Below are 22,776 nucleotides of genomic sequence, written 5' to 3' on the forward strand. Positions count from 1 at the left end.
TGCGGGAGAGGGGCGGCTTTTTATATCCGAGGTAATCCGATGTCCGTCTTCACTCACGTCGACTTCGATCAGCACGAACAGGTGGTGTACGGCCACGACAAGGCCAGCGGCCTGAAAGCCATCATCGCCATTCATGACAGCACTCTCGGCCCGGCATTGGGCGGCTGCCGCATGTGGAACTACGCCAGTGACGAGGAGGCGCTGCGCGACGTGCTGCGCCTGTCGCGCGGCATGACCTACAAATCGGCACTGGCCCGTTTGCCGCTCGGCGGCGGCAAGGCGGTGATCATCGGCGACCCGCACACTGGCAAGAGCGAGGCGCTGTTCCAGGCCATGGGCGATTTCGTCGACAGCTTGGGTGGACGCTATGTCACGGCGGCGGATTCAGGTACCGGCGTGGCCGAGATGCGCATCATGGCCGAGCGCACCCGCCATGTCGCAGGCGCCGGTCAGCGTGAAGCTTTCGGCGGTGGCAGCCGTGACGGTGATCCATCGCCCTCGACCGCCTACGGGGTATTCATCGGCATTCAGGCGGCCGTGGCGCATCGCCTTGGCCGCCAGGATCTTACAGGCATTCGCGTGGCCATCCAGGGTGTCGGCCAGGTCGGCTTCGGCCTGGCCAAGCTGCTCAAGGAGGCCGGTGCGCAGTTGTGGGTGACGGATATCTTCGAAGCCAACGTGCAGCGCGCGGTGAGCCAGCTTGGCGCCATTGCGGTCGGTCAGCACGATATCTATGGGCTCGACGTGGACGTGTTCGCACCGTGCGCACTGGGCGCGATCATCAACCTGCAAACACTGGAAGCCCTGCGCGCGCCAATCATTGCCGGTGCTGCCAACAACCAACTGGCCGACGCCAGCCTGGCCGAGCTGCTGCGTCGCCGCGAATGCCTGTACGCACCGGACTACGCGATCAATGCCGGCGGCATCATCGACGTCTGCTACGAGCGCACCGGTGGCAGCGCCGCGCAGCTCAAGGCGCATATCGAAGGCATCGGCCCGACCCTGACGGAAATCTTCCAGCGCGCCGAACGTGAAGGCGAGACCACCACCGCGATTGCTGATCACATGGCATTGGAGCGCTTACGCGGTGGTCTGCAGCCGGTGCGCACTGCAACGGCTACCAGGGTCGTCTCCCAAGGTTGGCAGCGCTAGGAAGTGAGCGGTGGCGGCATGACAAATGCGCGCGCCGCCGCTAAGATGCGGCCCGGTCGTAGCCAATACGGCCGTGTCCCCTTAGTTCAACGGATAGAATAAGCCCCTCCTAAGGGCTAGATGCTGGTTCGATTCCAGCAGGGGACGCCATCTTCACCTGCAGTGCTCTCTCACGCTGCTGCACCTTTCCCTTCGACTGTTGACGGTCGACCTGTGCGCAATGCGGTACGTTCTGATTGCCAGCTCGCAGTGATCGTGCCGCGATCGGACGCGTTTCTCGCGTCTGACCTGCCTCTTCCAAACATTTCGCTTCAGGTTCTTTGCAAGCCCGCGTGGCCTCTGGGTCGCGGCTTTACACTTCGCGTGTGCATTGCGTTCTTCTCTGGAATACCGCGCTAGTGCTGGGGTCCTTTTATAAGCATTTGTTCTTATACGCTATTTTAAATCATTATCATTAAAGCCTAGTATGCGCTCACTTTCATCGGACTGATGAGGTGCAACGTGACCACGGAATTGCCCTACGACTTCATTGCCATAGGCCTGGGGCCTTTCAATCTCGGGCTGGCATGCCTGGCGGAGCCTCTGGGGAGCCGCAGCCTGTTTCTCGACAGAAAGGCCGAACTCAGCTGGCACCCCGGCATGCTGCTGGACGGCACCACGCTACAGAATCCCTTCCTCGCCGATCTGGTCTCGATGGCCGATCCCACCAGTCGTTTCAGCTACCTCAACTACTGCAAGCAGCAAGGCCGCTTGTACAACTACTACATCCGTGAGAACTGGTACCTGTCGCGCCAGGAGTTCGACCGCTACTGCAAATGGGCGGCGGCTCAGTTGGACAATCTGCGCTATCAGCATGACGTGCAGGAGGTATGGTACGACGCCTCGCTGCCCGGTTATGTGCTGGCCGGGGTGCGTGGCGATACCGGCGAAGGTTTCCAGTACCGCTGCCGCAAGCTGGTGATCGGTATCGGCGGGGTGCCGCACATCCCCACCTGTTGTAGCCCGGGCGATGCCCGCCAGGCGCTGCATACCTCGGCTTACCTGGGCGGCAGGGGAGCGCCTCTGCATGAACCTGCGCACCACCATTCTGATCATGTCGGGCTTCGGCGTGATCAGCGATTCGATTCTGATCGCCTTTTACCCGCAGTTCTTCGAAAACCGCTACGGCGTGACCAGCCCGGTACACGTGGGAGCCTATATCGCCGCCATCTCGATTGCGGTGATGTGCATGCTGCCGGTGTGGGCGCGGGTGGCCAGACGCGTCGAGACCATGCACCTGCTGCTCTACACCCAAGGCGCGGCTGCGCTGTTCTGCCTGGCCTCGATCTGGGCGCCGAATGTCGAGAGCTACTGGGCGCTGAGCCTGATGATGTTCATGACCAAGGCCAGCTACCTGCTGATGTTCCCCTACCTGATGCGCCTGGAAGCACCGCAGAACCACAGCCTGGTGATCGGCCTGCTGTCGGTGGTCATCCATATCGGCGCGATCTTCGGCGCTGCCGTCGGTGGCATGGCGCTGGAGCACTACGGGCCGAGTTTCTGCATTGCCCTGATGGCGGCCGGGGATGTGGCGCAGATGGCGCTGTGTCTCTATCTGATCCGCACGGGAAAGGTGGTCAAGGTGCTCAGTAGCGAAGAGAAGAGTGGCCAGGAACCGCTACCGCGACGCAGCCCGCAGGCGCTGTCGGCGCTGCTCAAGTTGTGCCTGCTGATGTTTCTCTTCGACTTCAGCGCCTACCTGGTGCGGCCGTTCTTCACTCTGTACTGGGAGGCGCGCACGGGGCTGCACGAGCCGCTGCTGACCGGCCTGGTGTTCGCCATTCCCGGCATCGTCGCGCTGCTCGCGTTACTGCTCAAACACCTGGTCGTGCAGCAACCGCGTTGGGTCGATCACACCCTGTTCAATCTGCTGCTTGGCGCCTTGGGGCTGGCACTGCAGGCCAGCGAGTCGCCGGAGCTGATCATCATTGGCCGCTGCCTGTATGGCTGGGCGCTGTATCAGGTGATCGTCAAGCTCGAGGTCACCCTGTTCAAGGTCAGCACGCCGGATGCCTATGCCCGCGACTTTGGCGTCACCAACTTCTTCCAGAACCTGGGCGTGCTGCTGTCTTCGTTCGGCGCCGGATTCCTGGTCAACCTGGTCGGGATTCCGCTGACCTTCTTCATCGCCGCGGCAGGCCTGCTGCTGACGGCGATCATCGACTGCGGCTGGTTTGGCGTCGACCGCCGGCATGCCGCTCAGGGAGAACTCTGCCATGCCAACTGAAGCCATTGCGCTGAGCCAGCCACGGTCGTTGCTCGACCCGCATTTCACCTTGCGTCCGTTGCGCCTCGTCGAGGACGTTGCGGTGATCCACCCCTGGTACCAGATGGATTACGCCCACTACTGGAACATGCAGAACATGACCCTGGAGGCGACCCGCGACTTCTACGCCGACGCCATGGGCAGCGGTCACATGCGTGCCTTCATGGGCTTTTACCGGGGGGCGCCGGCCTTCGTTATGGAGTGCTACGACCCCCGGCATGACCTGCTCGGCGAACTCTATGCAGTGCAGCCCGGTGATCTCGGTATGCACTTTTTCGTCGGGCCGAGCGCCCAACCGATTCGCCACTTCACCCGTGACGTGTTGCGCGCGGTCATGGCCTTTCTCTTCGATGAACTCGGTGCCCGCCGCGTGGTGGTGGAGCCTGACATTCGCAATCACAAGGTGCATCGCCTCAATCGCCTGGTCGGCTTCGTCGAGGCAGGGTCCGTGGAGCTGCCTGCCAAGAGCGCACTGCTGGCGTTCTGCACGCCCGCCGATTTTTTCCAATCACTTGAAGGATCAAGCCCGCTATGACTTCTCCTCGCCTGGATCATCCTGTCGCTGTCGTCGCCCACCTCACTCCGGAGCTGTGGCGCAAGGTCAATCGCCTGTTGGTGCGCAAGGCCCTTGCCGAGTACGCCCACGAGCAGCTGTTCAGCCCGCAGGTGCTGGGTGCGGCCGAGCGCGAAGGCTGGCAGCACTACGAGCTGGCTGCCGATACCGTGGGCTGCGTGTATCGCTTCGAGGCGCGCAACATGGCCCTGCGTCATTGGCATATCGAGCCGGCCAGCATCGAACGCCTGCTCGATGGTCAGGTGCAGACGCTCGATGCGCTGACCTTCATCATCGACTTCAAGCACACGCTGGGCATTCCGGCGGACAAGTTGCCGGTGTATCTGGATGAAATCAGCAGCACGCTCTACGGTGCTGCCTTCAAGCATGGCGAACGGGCGCTGAGCAGCGCCGAACTGGCCGACGCCGACTACCAGACCATCGAGGCGGCGATGATCGAGGGCCACCCGGGTTTCGTCGCCAATAACGGACGCCTGGGCTTCAACGCCTTTGACTACCACGCCTACGCGCCAGAAACCGGCTCGCGCTTCGCCATCATCTGGCTTGCTGTGCACCGCGACAACGCGCACTTTGCCGCCGTGCCTGGGCTGGATCACGAGCAACTGCTGCGTGACGAGCTGGGCGAGGCGCAGTTGCAGGCCTACCGCCAGCAATTGCGCGAGCAGGGACTCAACGCCGATGACTACCTGTTGATGCCGGCCCATCCCTGGCAGTGGTTCAGCAAGCTGAGCCTGATGTTCGCTGCCGACATCGCCCAGCGCAAAATCGTGCCACTGGGGCGTAGCAGCGACGAGTACGTCGCTCAGCAGTCGCTGCGTACCTACTACAACATGTCGCAGCCGCAACGCTGCTAGGTGAAGACCTCGCTGTCGATCCTCAACATGGGGTTTATGCGCGGCCTGTCGCCGTATTACATGGCCGGTACGCCTGCGATCAACGCCTATCTCGATCAGTTGATCAGCAGCGACCCGGTGCTGCGTGAATACGGTTTCAGCATCCTGCGCGAAGTCGCCTCGGTGGGGTACCGCAACCGCTACTACGAGGCGGCGCTGGAGACCGACAGCCCGTTCAAGAAGATGCTCTCGGCGCTGTGGCGGGAGAGCCCCGGCAGCCGCCTGAATAGCGGCGAACGGCTGATGACCATGGCCGCGCTGTTGCACGTCGACCCACAGGGCCAGGCCCTGCTGCCCGAGCTGATCCGCCGCTCCGGGTTGGCGCCGCGGGCCTGGATACGTCGTTACATGGATGCCTTCCTGCGCCCGCTGATGCACTGCTTCTATGCGCACCACCTGGTGTTCATGCCGCATGGCGAGAACCTGATTCTGGTGCTCGACGGCCACGTGCCGGTGCGCGCGATCATGAAGGACATCGCCGAGGAGTCGGCGATTCTCGACAAGGACGCGCAAATGCCGCCGGGTCTGGAGCGCTTGGCCGTGGACGTGCCGGAGGACTACAAGATTCTCGGCATCTTCATCGACGTGTTCGACGGCGTGTTCCGCCATATGAGCCAGATTCTCGAAGAGAACCAATGCATGAGCGAGAGTGAATTCTGGCGCGGTGTCGCCGAGTCAGTGATCGACTATCAGCGCGCACCCGGAACTGGCCGAGCGCTTCGCGCGCTATGACTTCTTCGCGCCGAGCTTCCTGCATTCGTGCCTGAACCGCCTGCAGTTGAAGAACAACCTGCAGATGGTCGACCTGGCAAACCCAGCGGGCAGCCTGATCATGGCCGAGCCGCTGGTCAACCCGGTTGCCCAGTTCGCGCCGCGTGGCGAGCAGGAATCGGCACCAGGGCGTATCGCCGAGCTACAGCGCTAGCTGCCAGCCCCGTCAGGCGGCGCCTGGGCGGGGCAACGACTTCCATGGTCTGGATTGGGCCATAGCCCAGAGCCTGAGGCGTTGGCGCGCTGACGCGGGCGGGATCGGTGCAGGCCGGTTTCAGCTCGCGGCTGCCAGCCAGCCCAGAGTTCGCTGCAAGGAGCCACGCATGTACAACCCCAGTCGTACCGCTCAGTTTGCTGCCACGCCTTACGATTTTCGCGCCACCGAGCCGCAGTTACCGATTCAAAGCTACTGCGACCCGGCGATCTACGAGTGCGAGCAGGAGCTGATCTTCCGCCACTGCGCCAACTACATCGGCCACGAGAAGATGGTGCCCGAGCTAGGCGACTGGTACGCGCTACCGCACGAGGAGCACAGCCGCATCCTGGTGCGTAACGAGCATGGCGTGGAGTTGCTGTCCAACGCCTGCCGTCACCGTCAGGCACTGATGCTCGGCGACTTCAGCCCGGGCAGCGATGCCAGCAGCGTGCGCCGGGGCAATCTGCGCGCCACCGGCAATCGCATCATGTGTCCGCTGCACGCCTGGACGTACGACACCAGCGGGCTGATCGTCGGTGCGCCGAAGTTTCCACAGAAGCCCTGCCGCAACCTGCCACGCTACCCCCTGCACAACGTTGCCGGCTTTCTCTTCGAGGGGCCGCGTGACCCGGCCGCCGACATCGGCGCGTTGTTCCGCCGTCCGGATATGGACTTCTCAGACTACCAGCTCGACCACGTCGAGATGCACCCGTGCAAGTGCAACTGGAAGACCTTCATCGAGATCTACAACGACGACTACCACATCGCCTCTTTCCATCCTGGCCTGCGCCGCTACGTGCGCAGCGATGGCCTGCAGTGGGACTACGGCGACTGGTACAGCCTGCAGCGCATCAACGTGAATCCCAACCTGGCGCGCGCCGGCACCGATACCTACCGCGCCTGGCATGAAGGCCTGATGGCCGTGCATGGCGATGCCGCGCCGGACTTCGGTGCGATCTGGGCCAGCTACTACCCGACGCACATGATCGAAGTGTTTCCCCATGCCCTGGTGCTTTCCACCGTTTACCCCAAGGGCGTGCACGAGTGCCTCAACGTTGTCGAGTTCTATTACCCGCAGGCGCTGTGCGAAGGCAATCGCGAGCTGGTCGAGGCGCACCGCGCCGCCTACATGGAAACCGCCATCGAGGACGACGAGATCGCCGAGCGAACCGATGCCGGCCGGCGTGCACTGTATCAGCGCGGCGTCGATGACAGCGGCCCGTACCAGATACCGCTGGAGGAGGGCATGCAGCACTTCCACGGTTGGTATCGCCAGGTGATGGGCCAGTCCCTGGCTGCCGAGCGCTGCTAAGGCGCGCGTATCGGCCCGATATGGAGGTTGCCGCAATGAGCTGATTTCCCTTTGCGCAGTGCCCACGTGTTATCCAACTCAACCAAGAAAAAGTGTCTGCCCATGAAAATGATTCCCCACTCGCAACACCCGGCGCGCTTGTGCGCTTCCTGCAGCTCTCGCGTACTGGCCATGGCTCTGTGCCTGGCACCGCTGGCCTGGCCCGTGGTGGCCGCCGAGGCCGAGGCAGAAGGTGACGCGCTGGTGCTGCAGTCGGTCAGCGTCACCGGTATCGACCAGGCGCCGCCCGTGGTTACCGAGCAGAGCGACTCCTACACCCTGGGTCACAGCGGCACGGCGACCAAGCTCGACCTGACGCCGCGGCAAACGCCGCAAACCCTCACCAGCGTGAACCGTTAGCAGCTCGACGACTTCAAGCTCGGCAATGCCAACGATGCCCTGCAGGCGGCGGGCATCGGCGTGCAGCGGGTAGAGACCGATCGCACCTACTTCACCGCGCGTGGCCTGGATGTGAACAACTTCCAGATCGATGGAATCGGTGTGCCGTTCTCCTCGGAAGAGCAAATGGGCGACATCGATACCTTCCTCTACGACCGGATCGAGATTCTCAAGGGCGCCAACGGCCTGACCTCCAACCCCGGCAACCCTTCGGCGACGATCAACTTCGTGCGCAAGCGCCCGACCCGCGAAACCCAGGCGCAGCTGGGCTTCAGTTATGGCTCCTGGCAGACCCGACTGCTGGAGGCCGATGTGTCCGGCGCGCTCAACGACAGCGGCACGCTGCGCGGGCTCGCCCTGGTCGCCGGGCAGGAGGGCAACTCCTATCTGGATCGCTACCAGCCGAGCAAGACGCTGTTCTCCGGCATCCTGGAGGCCGACCTGACCGACAGCAGCACCGCGACCATCGGCTACTCCAAACAGCGCAACCGCCCGGAAGGCATCATGTGGAGCGCGCTATCGCTGTACTACACCAACGGCTCCAAAGTGCGTTATGACCGTTCGCACAACACTGCGCCGGACTGGACCTACTGGGATACCGATGACGAACAGACCTTCGCTGAGCTGAAAACCGATTGGGGTGGCGGCTGGCAGACCCAGGTGACCCTCAACTACCGCGAGATCGGCTCCGACGCCGAGATGCTCATGGCCGGCGGCGTGCCGGATGCAAGCACCGGACTGGGACTGACCACCTATGCGTCGAAGTTCGACCGTACCGAGCGCCAACTGCTGGGCGATGCCTCGGTCAAGTGGCCGTTCGAGCTGTTCGGTCGTACCCATGAGGTGGTGCTGGGCAGCAATTGGTCGCGCACCCGCGCGCACTGGACCTCCAGCGACGATGCCGCGGGGGTGGCGCTGCCTCCGGTATGGGATTACGACGGCAACTATCCGCGCCCGGATTTCGCCAGTGTCACCAGCTGGGCCGACTACACGACCTATCGCCGCAGCTATTACGCGGCTGGGCATTTCGCCCTGAGCGACCAGCTCAAGTTGATCACCGGGGTCAACCACAGCAACCTCAAGAGCAGTGGCGAACGTGTCGGCGAAGGCCATCAGTACGACAAGAGCAAGTCCACGCCCTATGTCGGCCTGACCTACGACCTCAATGACAACTACTCGCTGTATACCAGCTATACCGAGATCTTCAGCCCGCAGTACCAGGTCGATCGCAACCATGCCTTGCTCGAGCCGATCGAGGGCAACAACATCGAGGGCGGGATCAAGGGCGAATGGTTTGACCGTCGCCTCAATGCCAGCTTCGCCCTGTTCCGTACCAAGCAGGACAACCCCCCCAAGTACGCCGGTTTCGATCAGGCGGAGGGTTTCTCCTACTACCAGGGCGTGGACACCAAAATCGAAGGTTATGAGCTGACAGTGGCTGGCCAGTTGACGCCAGGCTGGCAGGCCAGTGCCGGTCTGACGCATCTGTTCTCGATCCGCGATGGTGACGGCAGCAGCACGCGTACCTTCATTCCGCAGAACACCCTCTATCTGGCCACCACCTATCAGGTGCCGCAGGTACAGGGCTTGAAGGTGGGCGGCAGCGTCAACTGGCAGAGTGAGATCTTCCGTGAGCAGGGCACGTCGACCACCGGCGAGACCATCGTCAGCCGTCAGGGCTCCTACGCCGTGGTCAACGCGTTGGCCAGCTACGACATCGATCCGCACTTCAATGTCTCGCTCAACGTCAACAACCTGTTCGACCGCAAGTACCTGACCAGCCTGTACTGGCCGCAGTCCTACTATACGCCGTCGCGTAATGCGATGCTGAGTCTGAGCTGGAAGTACTGATCCCGCCCCGCAGCCCCGCCTGATCACAGGCGGGGCTTTCTATTGCCCCGGCAGTTTCAGCAGCGCTTCGCTGATGGCTTCCGCCAGGTACTGCACGCTGAACACGCCGCCGTGAGTCCAGGTCGCACGCATGCTGGTCAGGCGCTGCTGGCGCACGAATGGCATGGCCTGCCACAGGCGGGTGGTGAACAGGCGTTCCTGCTGGGTGAAGGGCTCGATGTAGATCACCACGCCATCCTCGATAGTGCCGAGCTGGGTGACCGGCGCCTGGATATTGCCCCAGCGGCTGACTGGCACTGCTTGGGCCGGCTGCAGGCCGAGCAAGGTCATGGCGTGCTGCGGCAGTGAATTGGGGCCGAAGATGCAGACCTGGGTGGCCGATGCGAAACGGATAAGAGTGACCTTGGGCAACTCACCGCCGAAGTGTTGCAACAGGTGTTGGCGCAAATCGTCGATGCGCTGTTCCATCTGTTGCAGACGCTGTTGCGCCAGATCACTGCGCTGCAGGCGTGCGGCCAGGTCCAGGTAGTTGTCGCGCTGTAGTTGCAGGTTGTCCTGCTGCTGGGTGAAGTCACCGTAGCTGAGCACCGGTGCGATGCGCTCCAGTGGTTGGCGCATGTCCTCCAGCAGTGGCGTGATCAGGATCAGCTCGGGGTTCAACTGGACCAGCCGCTCCAGGTTCGGTTCGGTACGAGTGCCGGCGTTGGCCACTTCGGCGGGTAGCGTTGTATGCACCACCCAGTCGCGGTAATCCGGGGCGTCGGCCACGGTCAGCGGGGTGATCCCCAGTTGCAGCAGATGTTCGGCAGGCTCCCAGCTCAGCGCGGCAATACGCGGTTCGGCCGGCTCGGCCAGTGGTAGCCAGCAGAGCAGGGGCAGGCAGAGCAGCATCGTGCAGCGCTTCATGCCAGGCGCCTGTGCAGCAACAGGAAGATGAAGTAGCTGCCGCAGAGGATCGAGGCGACGATGCCAAGCGGGATCTGCAGAGGGAAGATCAGGTTGCGGCCGATGAGGTCAGCCAGCAGCATCAGCAGGCAGCCGAGGAGTGCCGCCAGCGGCAGTTGTTGCTGGATGCGCCGGGCACCGAGGGTGACGGCCATGTGCGGAGCGAGCAGACCAAGAAAGCTCACCGGGCCAACCAGGCTGGTCACCAGGGCGCACAGCAGCGATACCAGCAACAGCAGCACCAAGCGCGTTGTCGGTACATCCAGGCCGCGTCCATGGGCGATACCGTCGCCTGCCGAGAGCAGATCCAGCGCGCGTTGCCAGACCAGACTGAAGCCGATCAGCAGGCTTACCCCCGAACCCAGCGCGATGGCCTGCAGGCCGCTTACCCGATAGGTGGAACCGGCCAGCCAGCCGAGCAATGCCAGGGAGTCCGACGAGCCCTGGCTGAGTGCCAATTGCAGGGCTGTATTGAGCAGCGCCGCCAGGGCCATGCCGACCAGCACCATCAGCGCTGGGGAGTACTTCTGTTTGCGCCCAAGCAGCAATAGCGTCGCCAGCACCAGCAGGCAGCCGATGAAGGCGGCGATCGGGGCCAGCAGCCAGAACAGCGCCTGACCGAACAGCAGCAGGCTGAGCATCACCGCCAGTGCGGCACCGGCGCTGAGTCCGAGAATGTCGGGGCTGGCCAGCGGATTGTGCATCAGGCGTTGCAGCAGCACGCCGGCAACGGCCAGGCCAATGCCAGCAGCTGCGGCACTGAGCAGTCGCGGCCAGCGCAGCGACCACAGCACGTCCGATGGCCAGGCCAGCTGCCAACCCTGTGGCGCGTATTGCAGGCACAGGCCAAACAGCGCGGTGAGCGCCGTGATCAATGTCAGCAGCCACCATGTGCGAGCCGTGCAGCTGTCGCGGCCGCTGGGCAGGGGCAGCGCTTGCCGATCTTGCGCAGCGCCCTGGCGACGGGCAAGCCAGAGCAGGGCCGGTGCGCCGATCAAGGCGGCGACGGCACCTGTCGGTATCTGCTCATCCAACCAGTGGCTGAGTAGCAGCGCCACGGCATCGCTGGCCAACAGCACCAACATACCCAGCTGCATGCTGTAGACCAACTCGTCACGAGCCGTGCGGGCGCCGCACAGACGCGCCAGGTTGGGCGCTACCAGGCCGATGAAGCCGATCAGACCCACGGCGGTAATGGCTGTAGCGGTCATCCACAGCGAGGCAAGGAACAGCATCAACAGTGCCGGCCACAGTTTCAGCCCGCGCCCCTGAGCTGCTGTGCTGCCCAGCTTGAGCAAGGTCAGCACGCGCGGGGCGAGCCACAGGAGCAGCAGCCCCGGCAACAACTTGGGCCAGAGCCAATCGACCCAGAACCAGTCGATCTGCCCCATATCGCCTGCGCCCCAGATGAACAGCCCACGTGTCTGTTGCTGGTTGAGTATCAGCACAGCGATGGCCAGTGCACCCAGTAGCAGGTTCATCGCCATGCCGGCGAGGATCACTGGCAAACCGGCGATACCATCGCGCCCAGCAATCAGCAGCACTACCGCGACGCTCAGCAGTGCGCCGGCCAGCGCCGCCCAATGGCCATGTGCGGCAGCAAAAACGGGGAAGGTCAGGCTGGCTGCCAGCAAGCCGAGCCAGGCACCGGAGGCCGCGCCGACGGTCATGGGTGATACCAAGCGGTTCTGCGTCAGTTGTTGCAACAGGCTGCCGGATAGTCCCAGTGCTGCGCCCACCAGCAGCGTCATTACCAGGCGCGGCAGGCTGGCCAGGTGAAATTGCAGAGCGGCGAAGCTGTCGCCTCTGGGGAACGCCAGTGTCCAGTGGTCCAGGCTGATATTGAGGTGCAGCAAGGCGATGATCAGCAGACCGAGCAACGCCAGGCCGTAGCGGCAAACACCTGCTTTCATCGGCCGCCGGCTGTCGACCAGGCTCGGTGCGCTGTGCATTTCAGGCAAACCCGGCTGCTCTGTTGATGTGAAGAAGGCTGTGCATTGCGCAGCTCGCGCACATCAGCACACCAGCTCCTCACGAAAGCGCTGCAAGCGCTCGGCAGGTTTCAATCTCGGGCAGCCAGCGCAGGGCTCGCCGTCGGCGCGGCGGAAATGTTGGCAGCAGGCGTTGCGCCCCAGCGCCAGACACTGGCTGCCATCGGCGAGGCTGACCTCGATCAGTGGGCTCTTGCCCGGCAAGCCCAGCGCCTGCAGCCAGCGCTCTTCCAGCTCGCGCAGCTGGCCATTGCTCATGCCCTGGTGGCGTTGCAGCAGAAGCAGGGCGGCGCGGGCGCAGTCGGCAATCAGCAGGCGCGCCAGCTTGGGGTAGATGTTGGAGACGCTGTTGAATTCTTCCAGCTGACGTTCCAGCAGGTTCATCAGGCGCTCGGCGGCGTTCTCGACAAGATTCCTGTCACCGACACGCATTGGGCAATCGGGCGGTAGGTTGAAACCTCCGACGAAGCCCTGTCGGATCGACTGCCCCATGCGTTTCAGGCAGGGTACGCGGTGCTCCAGGTGAGCGGCCAACAGGCTGAGGTAGATGGGTTGCCAGATCAATAGAGTCCAGCAACGGGTGGACCAGTAGTGTCGCCCGGCCTCGGGGTGGGCTTGCTGCCAATAGTCGTGCAGCGTGGCGATGCGCTCCTGATTGCCTTGGCCGCCACACAGCAACTGGTCGCTGCGTAGTGGCGCCACGTTGCCGTTCAGGCCTGGCAGGCAGAGTGAGACGGACTTGAGCAGGGCGTCGAGGTCGGTAGCAGGATGCATGGCGATTGAACCCGGAAGCTTCGCGAATAGAGCGCGTCGGCAGAAGCGACCGGGGCAATCTAGCAATCAAACGCTAATAATACAAATTATCATTTGCATATCTGGGTATTTCAGTCACAAAAAAGGCCCACGCGAGGTGGGCCTTGCTATTAACGCGCCGGGTCTCAGCTGTCCTTACGCTCTTGTGCCATGCAGGCCGCCGCCGTGAACAGCACGTCCGTGGAGGAGTTCAGTGCGGTTTCCGCCGAGTCCTGAACGATGCCGATGATGAAGCCGATGGCGACGATCTGCATAGCCACTTCGTTCGGGATGCCGAACAGGCTGCAGGCCAGCGGAATCAACAGCAGCGAGCCACCTGCCACACCGGAGGCGCCGCAGGCGCTGATCGCGGCCAGTACACTGAGCAGCAGGGCGGTCGGCAGATCGACGGGGATACCCAGTGTATGCACCGCAGCCAGGGTCAGGACGGTGATGGTAATCGCCGCACCGGCCATGTTGATGGTGGCACCGAGCGGGATGGAGACGGAGTAGGTTTCTTCGTGCAGATTCAGGTCCTTGCACAATTGCAGGTTGACCGGGATGTTGGCGGCCGAACTGCGGGTGAAGAAAGCGGTGATCGCACTGCCACGCAGGCAGGTCAGCACCAGCGGGTAGGGATTGCGACGAATCTTCCAGTACACCAATGCCGGGTTGATCAGCAGGGCCACCAGCAACATGCAGCCGACCAGAACTACCAGCAGGTGCAGGTAGCCGAGCAGTGCGTCGAAACCGGATTCGGCGAGGGTGGCGGCGACCAGGCCGAAGATCCCCAGCGGCGCCAGGCGGATCACCAGCTTGACGATGGCAGTCACACCGTTGGACAGTTCGCCCAGCAGTTGTTTGCTACCGGCGCTGGCATGGCGGAAGGCGAAGCCGAGGCCGATAGCCCAGGCCAGGATACCGATGAAATTGCCACGCAGCAGCGCGTTGACCGGGTTGTCGACCACGTTCATCAACAGCGTCTTGAGGACTTCGCCGATGCCGCCAGGGGGCGTCAGCTCGGCGGCCTGGCTACTCAGTACCAGCGAGGAAGGGAAGAGGAAGCAGGCCACTACCGCGACCAACGCTGCGCTGAAGGTGCCGAGCAGGTACATCAGCAGGATCGGGCGGATGTGGGTTTGCTGGCCGTGTTGGTGGTTGGCGATGGATGACATCACCAGAATGAACACCAGTACCGGAGCGACGGCCTTTAGCGCAGAGATGAATACGTTGCCGATGAACGCGACGGACAGTGCCGCCTGTGGAGCGATTACGGCCAGGGCGATACCTGCCAGCAGGCCGATGATGATCTGTGTCACCAGGCTGGTGCGGTTGAGTAGCTGCAGGGCAGGGTGAAGGGCTTGGGACATCGCGAGTTCTCTGGTTGCTGGGCGCGTTGCAAGTGGCGTCGGGCCTGGTTCGAGAGGTTTTTCGGTAGTGCCATGGAGAGCAGGTCGAAAAAATAGCGCGCGACTCTAGCACAGCCGGATCGGGGTTCGTGCGCTGGACGGGCATCTGGACGACAGGGCGCAAGCCCATGTCGCATCTCTACAAGGCTTGTCTGCCGGCTCTGCCAGGTAGTTGCCGGGGCGGATCAGCAAACCTGCGGCTGGCAGGGTGTGACCCGTGGTCGCTCGAAGAACAGGAAGAATTGAGGCTACGCTGTACCATGTGCGGCGCAAGCGAGCGTCTGAATCGTGATGAGTTGGCAATCGAACTGTTCGTTTTCCAGGGCATCGAAAGTTACATCGCCCGCACGCCCTAGGGGCGTCGTCCTAGCCGCGCAGGCCCGCCGCCATGCTGGTTACCGTACAAGGAGCTTTACCCGTCAATGCGCTTGATCTGGAAGTCATTCCGCTCGCTCTATTTCGCCACCTTGCTGATGTTGCTCGGCTCTGGCCTGCTCAGTACCTACCTGGCCCTGCGTCTGGCTGACACCGTGGATGGTCTCTGGGTAGGTGCGCTGATGGCGGCCAATTACTTTGGCCTTGTGCTCGGCGGCAAGCTGGGGCATCGACTGATCGGTCGGGTGGGGCATATCCGTGCTTACGTGGCCTGTGCCGGCGTGGTCACGGCGGCTGTGCTGGGCCATGGGCTGATCGAGTGGCTGCCATTCTGGCTGTTCCTGCGCATGCTGGTGGGCCTGGGCATGATGTGTCAGTACATGGTGATCGAGAGCTGGCTCAACGAGCAGGCTGAAGCCGGGCAGCGTGGCCTGGTGTTCAGCGGGTACATGGGGGCTTCCTACCTGGGCCTGATTCTTGGGCAGCTGGCGCTGGTGGTGCATCCGACGCTGGGTCTGGAATTGCTCATGTTGGTCGCCCTGTGCTTCGCCTTGTGCCTGGTGCCCGTAGCGCTGACCCGGCGTTTACACCCGGCGCCCTTGCATCCGGCACCGCTGGAGCTGCGCTTCTTCCTCAGTCGCGTGCCGCTGTCGCTGACCGCTATCGCCGTGGCTGGCCTGTTGATCGGTTCTTTTTATGGCCTGGCGCCTTTGTACGCCACTCGGATGGGGCTATCGACCGAGCAGGTGGGGCTGTTCATGGGCAGCTGCATCCTGGCGGGTCTCCTGGTGCAGTGGCCGCTGGGCTGGCTTTCCGATCGACATGACCGCGTGCGCCTGATTCGTGGCTGTTCGGTCTTGCTGCTGCTGGCTGCCTTGCCGTTGGCGGCACTGCCACAGGTATTTCTCGGCCTGCTGTTCGGTGTCGGTTTTTTGGTCAGCATGATGCAATTCAGCCTCTACCCACTGGCCGTGGCCCTGGCCAATGACCATGTCGAGCCGGAGCGGCGGGTATCACTGACGGCCATGCTGTTGGTGACATTCGGTGTTGGTGCCTGCATCGGTCCATTATTGGCGGGTGTATTGATGCGTTTTTATGGCGCCAACATGCTCTATGTGTTTGTCAGTGTCTGTGCGCTGATCCTGGTCTGGCGTATTCGCCCAGAGGTCGTCACCCATCAGCATCAGGTCGATGATGCGCCACTGCAGCATATGGCCATGCCCGGTAATGTTACCAGTTCACCACTGGTTGCAGCGCTAGACCCGAGGGTCGACGAGCAAGCCGTGCAGGAACAGATGCAGGAACCAGCTGTTGCAGCGGCGGCGCAAGAGGAACAGCAGAAAACGCAGGCAGCCCAGTAAGGGCTGCCAAATTCAGAGAGGGGCGTCGCTCTCGGTGCGACGTGCCTCGCGCTGCAGTTGGTAGACGAAGCGCTCGACCTGGCGTTGCTCCAGACCGTTCATACGATGAAAGCGCGTGCCGACGAAGGTCATGTCGACCTTGTCCTCGTATTGCACATGGCGTATTTCCACTGCGCAGGTCAGGTTGCCGAAGGGCAGGTAAGCTGTGAGTCCCTCGTGCACCTGGCCATTGCTTAATTGCTGGCTGAGATTACCGGCGAAACGCAGTTTGCAGCCGGTGGCCGAGATGTCCAGCAGATGGCCTGGCAGCAACTCGCGCAGTTTGTCACCATTGAGTACAACCTTGACCAGATCGCTTTGTTTCAATTGTGCGCGAAAGGCGCTGCGGCGCTGGTGATAGATTACCTCACTGGGTAGCGGCGCCCAGTAGCAGGGGGCTCCCTCGAGCTCGCCGAGCTGCACGTCATGATCACAGGTCCAGGCGACGCGTACTCCTTCGCGAAACGCTTCTATGTTGAAGGTTTCACCCTGCTTGAGAAAACGCTCACCATCGTTGGGGATGATTTCGTCCAGTGCCACGCGAGCACGGTCTTTATCGATTTCAACCAGGTAGCTTTGGAAGCGCAGGTCGCGCCCCTTGAACTGAATGATCAGGGGGTCATGGTTCTGTTGCAGTTGACGCAGGATGGCAATGATCTCGACGGATGTCTTGAGCACCTTGGGCGGCTGAGGACCGCTCTCGTCGTTGAACGCGCTGGACACAGGACGGAACTCTCCGGTTCATGAGCTATAACGGCACTAGCATACTGGCAGAGTGCCTGCATGTCCCTGTGCTTTTTGTTGGGGGATGGCTCAGGCCTGGCTGAGCGGTCTTTGCTGCGCGATTCTAGCGGCACTACCACGGCTGTCATAGAGGCCGGGTGTCTCTGCGCCGCGCAGAATACCAAGGACGCTGCCGACCGAGGCCTGGTTGGCGCGAATCAAACGCCCATTGCGTAGATTGGCCTCCTGGCAGCGCTGCAGGAGAGCGGACAGCTCCTCACTGCGTACCAGCAACTGATCACCTACGGAGGACTTGCTCGCCAGCGCAGTGAGCCCTTCGCGATCTGCACTCAGACCGGCGTTTTGCAGCAGACGGCTGCGCTCGTTGCCGTGCTGTTGAAGCAGGGCAAGCAGAGGTTGTTTTTCACTGAGCAGGCTGTCGAGGCGCGGCAGGTCGCGTTCGGTGAGGGCCTGGAATTCGCTATCGATCAGCTCAAGCAATTGCTCGGCGGTGCCGATATCGTTGGTGAAGAGGTCAAGCAAGGCTGTGTCGTTCATGGCGGGCTCTTGGGGGTCGGGCGTCCAACACCCCCAGCGCAGCCCTGAGACTAGCGCTGGGATTCGAAGTCGAGCAGTTTCTGGGCGACGCGTTTGCTGTCGACCTGATAGCTGCCATCAGCGATGGCCTGTTTCAGCTGGGCCACACGCTCCTTGTTGACGATGGGCTGATCACGCAGCTTCTCGCCGATTGTTTGCAACTGCTTTGCCTCACGGCTCAGTTGTACCGATTCACCGCTCTTGGTGTTGGTCTGTTCATCAGTACCGGTGACAGGCGCTTTGTTCGGCTGTGCCGACTCATTGCGATTGCCAGCCTGAGTCGCGCCGGTACGTCCCGCATTGGCGGGCGTATTGGCATTGTTCAGCCGGTTGAAGTCGATGACCATGATGCAGAACCTCGGACGATATGGTGGACGCTTGCCATGCTTCTCGGCTGCTGCCAGGAAAACTTTAGGATTAATTTCATCGCGTCGTTAAACAGTGTAGGGAATCGCCAGACCTTTGCGCTACAAGAAACATGCCTACATGGATACTTCTACCTGCCCTGGCCCGACTACACGAGCGCGAACCACTCGCTGCGAGCGTAGGTTACGCACGTTGATCTGCTCGCCCGGGGCCCCGTCGGTCAGGGCTTCGCCGGGCATGCGTACGTTGACCGTGGAGCCACGAGCGCTGATCACCACCTGATCGCCTCGACGAATGACTTCGGCTACTTGCAGGTGGGTAGACAAAAGAATCTGGTCACTGCCGAGCTGGCGCGTCAATTTCTTGCCGATCGCCTGATTCAGGTCGGTGAGAAAGTTCTGACCCAATTGACCGACATCGCGTTCAACCAGGCTCAAATCCGTAGCTTTGACTACGCTCATGCGCTTGAGGGGGCGAGTCAGTACGACAATGGGGCGATACAAGCGCACTTCAGCGGGTACGAATACTGTCCACGGAGCGCTGCCGTCACAGCGCACGCGCGTAGTGACACGGCCCAGCGGCTGAGCTGGGCTCTCCAGCGTGGTGGTCAGCGGCTGATCACACAGCGGCAGGCGTAAGCGCGGGTCGAGGCGATTGACGCGAATCTCATGACGACCCTGAATTTCGCTACGCTGTAGATATTCAGTGGTCGCCTGCTCAAGAAAGGCCTCCGTGGCGCCGATAAGTTGTTCAGTGCTGGTGAAGGTCGCCGCCGCTGTAGCGCTGTAGCCGAGGATCGGCAAAGCGAGTAAAAAGGGCAAGGGCGCAAGGCACTTTGCCAGTAGCTGACGGAATGATGACGTTATTTGCTTCATAGGCAATGCAAAGCAAGCCCCGTGCCGCCTGCTAGGCTCAATGGGGTAGGCGTTACTAGACAAGAAGGAGTCCGGGCATGGCCGGGTTGATGGATTCGGTTAACCAGCGCACGCAGCTGGTGGGGCAGAACCGCTTGGAGTTGTTGTTGTTTCGCCTGGAAGGCCCACAGCTTTACGGTATCAACGTATTCAAGGTGAAAGAGGTGCTGCAATGCCCGAATCTCACCATCATGCCCAAATCCAGTCCGGTGGTGCGGGGGGTGGCCAACATTCGCGGGGGCACCATCCCGATTCTTGATCTTTCCATCGCTACCGGACGTACCGCGCTGGAAGATCTGAAAACCAGCTTTGTGATCATCACCGAGTACAACACCAAGGTTCAGGGTTTTCTGGTGCGCTCGGTCGAGCGTATCGTCAACATGAACTGGGAGGAGATCCATCCGCCACCCAAGGGCACTGGACGCGATCACTACCTGACAGCAGTCACGCGGCTCGACCAGCAGTTGGTCGAGATCATCGATGTTGAGAAGATTCTTGCCGAAGTTGCGCCGACCTCGGAAGTGATATCCGCTGGCGTCATCGATGATGAGGTGCAGAGTCAGGCGGTGACCAAGCATGTGTTGATCGTCGATGACTCTTCGGTGGCGCGCAAACAGGTTTCGCGCTGCCTGCAGACAGTCGGCGTTGAGGTTACCGCGTTGAACGATGGTCGTGAGGCGCTCAATTACCTCAAGAAAATGGCGGACGAGGGCCACAATCCCGACAAGGAGCTGTTGATGCTCATTTCCGACATCGAGATGCCGGAGATGGACGGATATACGCTGACTACGGAGATTCGTAGCGATCCGCGCATGCAGAAGCTGCATATCCTCCTGCATACTTCGCTTTCCGGTGTGTTCAACCAGGCGATGGTGAAGAAGGTCGGCGCTGACGACTTCCTCGCCAAGTTCAAGCCAGATGATCTGGCGGCGCGCGTGGTCGATCGCATTCGTGTATCGGATGGGGGCTGAAGGGTGACCTTCGGCGAACGTTATGGTTGCAGAGGCGGCACTAGTGTCTTCAGGTAATTTGGATTTCGAGCAGTTCCGGACCTTCCTGGAAAAGGCCTGCGGTATTCTGCTTGGCAGCAACAAGCAGTACCTGGTCTCCAGCCGTCTGAACAAGCTGATGGAACAGAACGGCATCAAGACCCTGGGCGAACTGGTGCAGCGTATGCAAAGCCAGCCGCGCGGAGGCCTGCGCGAGCAGGTCGTAGATGCCATGACCACCAACGAGACTCTGTGGTTTCGTGACACCTATCCCTTCGAGGTGCTCAAGAACCGCGTGCTGCCAGAGCTGATCAAGGCTTACCCGGGCCAGCGTCTGCGTATCTGGTCGGCGGCTTGCTCGTCCGGCCAGGAGCCTTACTCGCTGTCGATGTCCATCGATGAGTTCGAGCGCACCAACCTCGGTCAGCTCAAGGCCGGAGTGCAGATCGTCGCCACCGATCTTTCGCCGTCGATGCTGACCAATTGCAAATCCGGCGAGTACGACAGCCTGGCCATGGGCCGTGGCCTGTCGCAGGAGCGTCTGCAGCGCTACTTCGACCCCAAAGGGCCGGGGCGTTGGCAGGTCAAGGCGCCGATCAAGAGCCGTGTTGAGTTCCGCCCGCTGAATTTGCTGGATAGCTACGCGGCATTGGGCAAGTTCGACATCGTTTTTTGCCGCAACGTACTGATCTACTTCTCGGCAGAAGTGAAGAAGGACATCCTGACGCGTATCCATGCCACGCTGAAGCCGGGTGGTTATCTATTCCTCGGCGCCTCCGAGGCGCTCAATGGCCTGCCGGAGAAGTACCAGATGGTGCAGTGCAGTCCGGGGATCATCTACAAGGCCAAATAAGCGCAAGGCATGTTTGGTATCAGCAACGCGGGAGGCCTTTGGCCTCCCGTTTGCGTTTCCAGAGCTGGAGATGACGGTTCGGCTGCACGTGACCGGTTGGGTAGGGTGTGCTGTGCGCACCAGCGACCTGGCGGGGCTGAAGAGCCGGTGCGCATGGCGCACTCTAGGGTTCGGTGGGCGGCAATCCGTCCGGTTGGCTTTGCCGCCTGCTTGCCAATAAGCGGTAAAGCCTTGCCGCTTTGCCGCTATCTTCCTGTTAGTCATAAGTTAAGTTATTGATTTTATTAGATTAAATAAGTTGGCACAGCCTTTGCTGAATGTCTCGCAACAGAGACCACATGGCCCAAGCGGCAAAGGTTCGGAACATGAGCATCAACTTCGGCAAGGCACTCGGCATCCACGAACAGGCCCTTGGCTTTCGCGCCCAGCGCGCTGAGGTGCTGGCCAACAACATCGCCAACGCCGATACGCCGAATTACAAGGCTCGTGATCTGGACTTCGCCAGTGTCCTGGCTGAGCAAAGCAATCGCATGCAGCGCGGTGGCGTTTCCCTGAACCGCACCGATAGCCGCCACATTCCGGCCGAGGGCATCAGCAGCGGGGAAGCTGAATTGCCGTACCGCACGCCGTTCCACGCGTCGCTGGATCAGAACAGTGTCGACCTGCAGATCGAGCAATCGAACTACGCCGAAAACGCGGTGCAGTTCCAGGCCAGCTTCACCTTTCTCAATAGCAAATTCAAAGGGCTGACCACAGCCCTGCGCGGCGAATAAGGAGCGCGACCATGTCCCTTGCCAGTGTTTTCAACATCGCCGGAACCGGCATGAGCGCCCAGAGCACTCGCCTGAACACCATTTCCAGCAACATCGCCAACGCCGAAACCGTCTCCTCGAGCCTGGATCAGACCTATCGCGCTCGCCATCCGGTGTTCGCCACCGTATTTCAGAATGCTCAAGGCGGCGACCGCGGCTCGCTGTTCGCCGAGCAGGATGAGGCCGGTCGTGGTGTCCAGGTGCTCGGCGTGATCGAGGACCAGAGCAGCCTGATGCCGCGTTACGAGCCGGATCATCCGATGGCCAATGCCGACGGTTATGTCTACTACCCGAACGTCAACGTAGTCGAGGAAATGGCCGACATGATTTCCGCCAGTCGCGCCTTCCAGACCAACGTCGAAATGATGAATACCGCCAAACAGATGCTGCAGCGCGTGCTGACCCTGGGTCAGTAAGTCAGCGAAAGGGAGTCAGGCATGAGCACAGTCAGCGGCACCAGTTCGGTACTGGATCAGTACCAGATCAAGCAGGACACCACGCAGAACAAGGAGCTCGGCAAGAACGAGTTCCTCAACCTGCTGGTGGCCCAGTTGAACAACCAGAACCCGCTGGAGCCGCAAGGCAACGGCGAGTTCATCGCCCAGCTGGCGCAGTTCAGCCAGGTCGAGGGCATCGAGAAGCTCAACACCAGCATGGAGTCACTGCTCTCCGGCTACCAGTCGTCGCAGGCGCTGCAGGCCTCGTCGCTGGTCGGGCGCAAGGTGATAGTGCCGACTGATAAGGCAGTGGTCGATACCAGCGAGAGCTTCAAGGCCAGCCTGGTGCTGCCGACCAGCAGCAGCAACGTCTACGTCAACGTCTACGACAGCGCCGGCTCGGTGGTCACGCGCGTCAACCTGGGCGAGCAGGCCGCCGGCAGCGTCAGCTTCATCTGGGACGGCAAGGACGCCAGCGGCAATCTGATGCCGCCCGGCACCTACAGGTTCGAGGCGCAGGCCACCTACGGCGACGAGACCAAGGGCCTGTACACGCTGCTGCCGGCCAACGTCGACAGCGTCACCCTGGGCGGCAGCGAGCTGATGCTCAACCTCGCCGGCCTCGGCAGCGTCCCGATTTCCCAAGTGCAGGTCATCGGCCAATAACTATTGCCGCCGGCA

General features: G+C 61.8%; 23 protein-coding genes, 1 tRNA gene and 2 pseudogenes. 18 read left to right on the forward strand and 8 right to left on the reverse strand.

The window, feature by feature from the left end:
* Nucleotides 1-39: 39 nt before the first annotated feature.
* From AAEQ75_RS16395 to AAEQ75_RS16445, 11 genes and pseudogenes are all read left to right on the forward strand, one after another.
* The gene (locus AAEQ75_RS16395; protein WP_343349754.1) at nt 40-1,152 is read left to right on the forward strand and encodes a Leu/Phe/Val dehydrogenase; all 1,113 of its coding nucleotides are present in this window, start codon (nt 40-42) and stop codon (nt 1,150-1,152) included.
* A gap of 75 nt (nt 1,153-1,227) precedes the next feature.
* A tRNA-Arg gene (locus tag AAEQ75_RS16400) sits at nt 1,228-1,302 on the forward strand.
* A gap of 339 nt (nt 1,303-1,641) precedes the next feature.
* A pseudogene (locus AAEQ75_RS22030) lies at nt 1,642-2,139 on the forward strand (SidA/IucD/PvdA family monooxygenase); the annotation flags it as partial.
* 79 nt (nt 2,140-2,218) lie between these two features.
* Entirely contained in the window at nt 2,219-3,418 is a 1,200-nt protein-coding gene (locus AAEQ75_RS16410; protein ID WP_343349756.1) for a YbfB/YjiJ family MFS transporter, read from the forward strand.
* Nucleotides 3,408-3,992: a GNAT family N-acetyltransferase gene (locus AAEQ75_RS16415; RefSeq protein WP_343349757.1), complete on the forward strand. Its 585-nt coding sequence runs from the start codon at nt 3,408-3,410 to the stop codon at nt 3,990-3,992. The genes AAEQ75_RS16410 and AAEQ75_RS16415 overlap by 11 nt, the downstream gene beginning before the upstream one ends.
* Before the next feature lie 221 nt (nt 3,993-4,213).
* Nucleotides 4,214-5,131, forward strand: a pseudogene (locus AAEQ75_RS16420) (IucA/IucC family protein); the annotation flags it as partial.
* 165 nt (nt 5,132-5,296) lie between these two features.
* Nucleotides 5,297-5,656 carry a ferric iron reductase gene (locus AAEQ75_RS16425; protein ID WP_343352408.1) on the forward strand — a complete coding sequence of 120 codons (360 nt, stop codon included), beginning with the start codon at nt 5,297-5,299 and terminating at the stop codon, nt 5,654-5,656.
* A gap of 46 nt (nt 5,657-5,702) precedes the next feature.
* On the forward strand, nt 5,703-5,849 hold the full coding sequence (locus AAEQ75_RS16430) for a hypothetical protein (RefSeq protein WP_343349758.1): 147 nt from the start codon (nt 5,703-5,705) through the stop codon (nt 5,847-5,849).
* A 169-nt stretch (nt 5,850-6,018) separates the two neighbouring features.
* The gene (locus AAEQ75_RS16435; protein WP_343349759.1) at nt 6,019-7,203 is read left to right on the forward strand and encodes an aromatic ring-hydroxylating oxygenase subunit alpha; all 1,185 of its coding nucleotides are present in this window, start codon (nt 6,019-6,021) and stop codon (nt 7,201-7,203) included.
* Nucleotides 7,204-7,305: 102 nt separating this feature from the next.
* On the forward strand, nt 7,306-7,602 hold the full coding sequence (locus tag AAEQ75_RS16440) for a hypothetical protein (RefSeq protein WP_343349760.1): 297 nt from the start codon (nt 7,306-7,308) through the stop codon (nt 7,600-7,602).
* 60 nt (nt 7,603-7,662) lie between these two features.
* Complete coding sequence (locus AAEQ75_RS16445) at nt 7,663-9,492, forward strand: TonB-dependent siderophore receptor (protein ID WP_343349761.1); 1,830 nt, start codon at nt 7,663-7,665, stop codon at nt 9,490-9,492.
* 39 nt (nt 9,493-9,531) lie between these two features.
* Here AAEQ75_RS16445 and AAEQ75_RS16450 read toward each other — a convergent pair whose 3' ends face one another.
* From AAEQ75_RS16450 to sstT, 4 genes are all read right to left on the reverse strand, one after another.
* Nucleotides 9,532-10,398, reverse strand: a complete 867-nt coding sequence (locus AAEQ75_RS16450; protein ID WP_343349762.1) for an ABC transporter substrate-binding protein — start codon at nt 10,396-10,398, stop codon at nt 9,532-9,534.
* Complete coding sequence (fhuB, locus tag AAEQ75_RS16455; protein ID WP_343349763.1) at nt 10,395-12,389, reverse strand: Fe(3+)-hydroxamate ABC transporter permease FhuB; 1,995 nt, start codon at nt 12,387-12,389, stop codon at nt 10,395-10,397. Before fhuB ends, AAEQ75_RS16450 begins: the two co-directional genes overlap by 4 nt.
* A gap of 63 nt (nt 12,390-12,452) precedes the next feature.
* Nucleotides 12,453-13,202, reverse strand: a complete 750-nt coding sequence (locus tag AAEQ75_RS16460) for a siderophore ferric iron reductase (RefSeq protein ID WP_343349764.1) — start codon at nt 13,200-13,202, stop codon at nt 12,453-12,455.
* Between the two features lie 164 nt (nt 13,203-13,366).
* Entirely contained in the window at nt 13,367-14,590 is a 1,224-nt protein-coding gene (gene sstT / locus AAEQ75_RS16465) for a serine/threonine transporter SstT (protein ID WP_143507696.1), read from the reverse strand.
* Nucleotides 14,591-14,757: 167 nt separating this feature from the next.
* Between sstT and AAEQ75_RS16470 the strand changes: the two genes are divergently transcribed.
* A complete protein-coding gene (locus AAEQ75_RS16470; protein ID WP_343349765.1) occupies nt 14,758-14,985 on the forward strand; it encodes a hypothetical protein in 228 nt (75 codons plus the stop codon).
* Nucleotides 14,986-15,051: 66 nt separating this feature from the next.
* Entirely contained in the window at nt 15,052-16,365 is a 1,314-nt protein-coding gene (locus tag AAEQ75_RS16475) for an MFS transporter (protein ID WP_343349766.1), read from the forward strand.
* A gap of 12 nt (nt 16,366-16,377) precedes the next feature.
* On the opposite strand, the gene AAEQ75_RS16480 is transcribed toward AAEQ75_RS16475, so the two are convergent.
* From AAEQ75_RS16480 to flgA, 4 genes are all read right to left on the reverse strand, one after another.
* Complete coding sequence (locus AAEQ75_RS16480) at nt 16,378-17,127, reverse strand: flagellar brake protein (RefSeq protein ID WP_343349767.1); 750 nt, start codon at nt 17,125-17,127, stop codon at nt 16,378-16,380.
* 90 nt (nt 17,128-17,217) lie between these two features.
* On the reverse strand, nt 17,218-17,685 hold the full coding sequence (locus AAEQ75_RS16485; RefSeq protein ID WP_179576895.1) for a flagellar export chaperone FlgN: 468 nt from the start codon (nt 17,683-17,685) through the stop codon (nt 17,218-17,220).
* Nucleotides 17,686-17,735: 50 nt separating this feature from the next.
* A complete protein-coding gene (flgM, locus tag AAEQ75_RS16490) occupies nt 17,736-18,071 on the reverse strand; it encodes a flagellar biosynthesis anti-sigma factor FlgM (RefSeq protein WP_343349769.1) in 336 nt (111 codons plus the stop codon).
* Between the two features lie 135 nt (nt 18,072-18,206).
* The gene (gene flgA, locus AAEQ75_RS16495) at nt 18,207-18,965 is read right to left on the reverse strand and encodes a flagellar basal body P-ring formation chaperone FlgA (protein WP_343349770.1); all 759 of its coding nucleotides are present in this window, start codon (nt 18,963-18,965) and stop codon (nt 18,207-18,209) included.
* 77 nt (nt 18,966-19,042) lie between these two features.
* Between flgA and AAEQ75_RS16500 the strand changes: the two genes are divergently transcribed.
* From AAEQ75_RS16500 to flgD, 5 genes are all read left to right on the forward strand, one after another.
* On the forward strand, nt 19,043-19,975 hold the full coding sequence (locus AAEQ75_RS16500; protein ID WP_343349771.1) for a chemotaxis protein CheV: 933 nt from the start codon (nt 19,043-19,045) through the stop codon (nt 19,973-19,975).
* A gap of 43 nt (nt 19,976-20,018) precedes the next feature.
* A complete protein-coding gene (gene cheR, locus AAEQ75_RS16505; RefSeq protein WP_106734271.1) occupies nt 20,019-20,846 on the forward strand; it encodes a protein-glutamate O-methyltransferase CheR in 828 nt (275 codons plus the stop codon).
* Between the two features lie 365 nt (nt 20,847-21,211).
* Entirely contained in the window at nt 21,212-21,619 is a 408-nt protein-coding gene (flgB, locus tag AAEQ75_RS16510) for a flagellar basal body rod protein FlgB (RefSeq protein WP_143507702.1), read from the forward strand.
* An 11-nt stretch (nt 21,620-21,630) separates the two neighbouring features.
* Nucleotides 21,631-22,074 (forward strand): flagellar basal body rod protein FlgC, encoded by a 444-nt coding sequence (gene flgC / locus AAEQ75_RS16515; protein WP_017679137.1) that lies wholly within the window; start codon nt 21,631-21,633, stop codon nt 22,072-22,074.
* A 21-nt stretch (nt 22,075-22,095) separates the two neighbouring features.
* Nucleotides 22,096-22,761 carry a flagellar hook assembly protein FlgD gene (gene flgD / locus AAEQ75_RS16520; RefSeq protein ID WP_256833278.1) on the forward strand — a complete coding sequence of 222 codons (666 nt, stop codon included), beginning with the start codon at nt 22,096-22,098 and terminating at the stop codon, nt 22,759-22,761.
* Nucleotides 22,762-22,776 lie beyond the last annotated feature (15 nt).

This window comes from Pseudomonas sediminis (assembly GCF_039555755.1).
Lineage (GTDB): Bacteria > Pseudomonadota > Gammaproteobacteria > Pseudomonadales > Pseudomonadaceae > Aquipseudomonas > Aquipseudomonas mendocina_D.

Excerpts from the sequence above, each read along its gene's own strand:
- flgM (WP_343349769.1), bottom strand. The coding sequence starts at position 18,071 with ATGGTCATCGACTTCAACCGGCTGAACAATGCCAATACGCCCGCCAAT.
- AAEQ75_RS16415 (WP_343349757.1), top strand. The coding sequence starts at position 3,408 with ATGCCAACTGAAGCCATTGCGCTGAGCCAGCCACGGTCGTTGCTCGAC.
- flgA (WP_343349770.1), bottom strand. The coding sequence starts at position 18,965 with ATGAAGCAAATAACGTCATCATTCCGTCAGCTACTGGCAAAGTGCCTT.
- sstT (WP_143507696.1), bottom strand. The coding sequence starts at position 14,590 with ATGTCCCAAGCCCTTCACCCTGCCCTGCAGCTACTCAACCGCACCAGC.
- AAEQ75_RS16410 (WP_343349756.1), top strand. The coding sequence starts at position 2,219 with ATGAACCTGCGCACCACCATTCTGATCATGTCGGGCTTCGGCGTGATC.
- AAEQ75_RS16460 (WP_343349764.1), bottom strand. The coding sequence starts at position 13,202 with ATGCATCCTGCTACCGACCTCGACGCCCTGCTCAAGTCCGTCTCACTC.
- AAEQ75_RS16425 (WP_343352408.1), top strand. The coding sequence starts at position 5,297 with ATGCACTGCTTCTATGCGCACCACCTGGTGTTCATGCCGCATGGCGAG.
- AAEQ75_RS16485 (WP_179576895.1), bottom strand. The coding sequence starts at position 17,685 with ATGAACGACACAGCCTTGCTTGACCTCTTCACCAACGATATCGGCACC.
- flgB (WP_143507702.1), top strand. The coding sequence starts at position 21,212 with ATGAGCATCAACTTCGGCAAGGCACTCGGCATCCACGAACAGGCCCTT.
- AAEQ75_RS16475 (WP_343349766.1), top strand. The coding sequence starts at position 15,052 with ATGCGCTTGATCTGGAAGTCATTCCGCTCGCTCTATTTCGCCACCTTG.
- flgC (WP_017679137.1), top strand. The coding sequence starts at position 21,631 with ATGTCCCTTGCCAGTGTTTTCAACATCGCCGGAACCGGCATGAGCGCC.
- flgD (WP_256833278.1), top strand. The coding sequence starts at position 22,096 with ATGAGCACAGTCAGCGGCACCAGTTCGGTACTGGATCAGTACCAGATC.
- AAEQ75_RS16440 (WP_343349760.1), top strand. The coding sequence starts at position 7,306 with ATGAAAATGATTCCCCACTCGCAACACCCGGCGCGCTTGTGCGCTTCC.
- AAEQ75_RS16435 (WP_343349759.1), top strand. The coding sequence starts at position 6,019 with ATGTACAACCCCAGTCGTACCGCTCAGTTTGCTGCCACGCCTTACGAT.
- AAEQ75_RS16395 (WP_343349754.1), top strand. The coding sequence starts at position 40 with ATGTCCGTCTTCACTCACGTCGACTTCGATCAGCACGAACAGGTGGTG.
- AAEQ75_RS16470 (WP_343349765.1), top strand. The coding sequence starts at position 14,758 with ATGTCGCATCTCTACAAGGCTTGTCTGCCGGCTCTGCCAGGTAGTTGC.
- AAEQ75_RS16500 (WP_343349771.1), top strand. The coding sequence starts at position 19,043 with ATGGCCGGGTTGATGGATTCGGTTAACCAGCGCACGCAGCTGGTGGGG.
- fhuB (WP_343349763.1), bottom strand. The coding sequence starts at position 12,389 with ATGCACAGCGCACCGAGCCTGGTCGACAGCCGGCGGCCGATGAAAGCA.
- AAEQ75_RS16450 (WP_343349762.1), bottom strand. The coding sequence starts at position 10,398 with ATGAAGCGCTGCACGATGCTGCTCTGCCTGCCCCTGCTCTGCTGGCTA.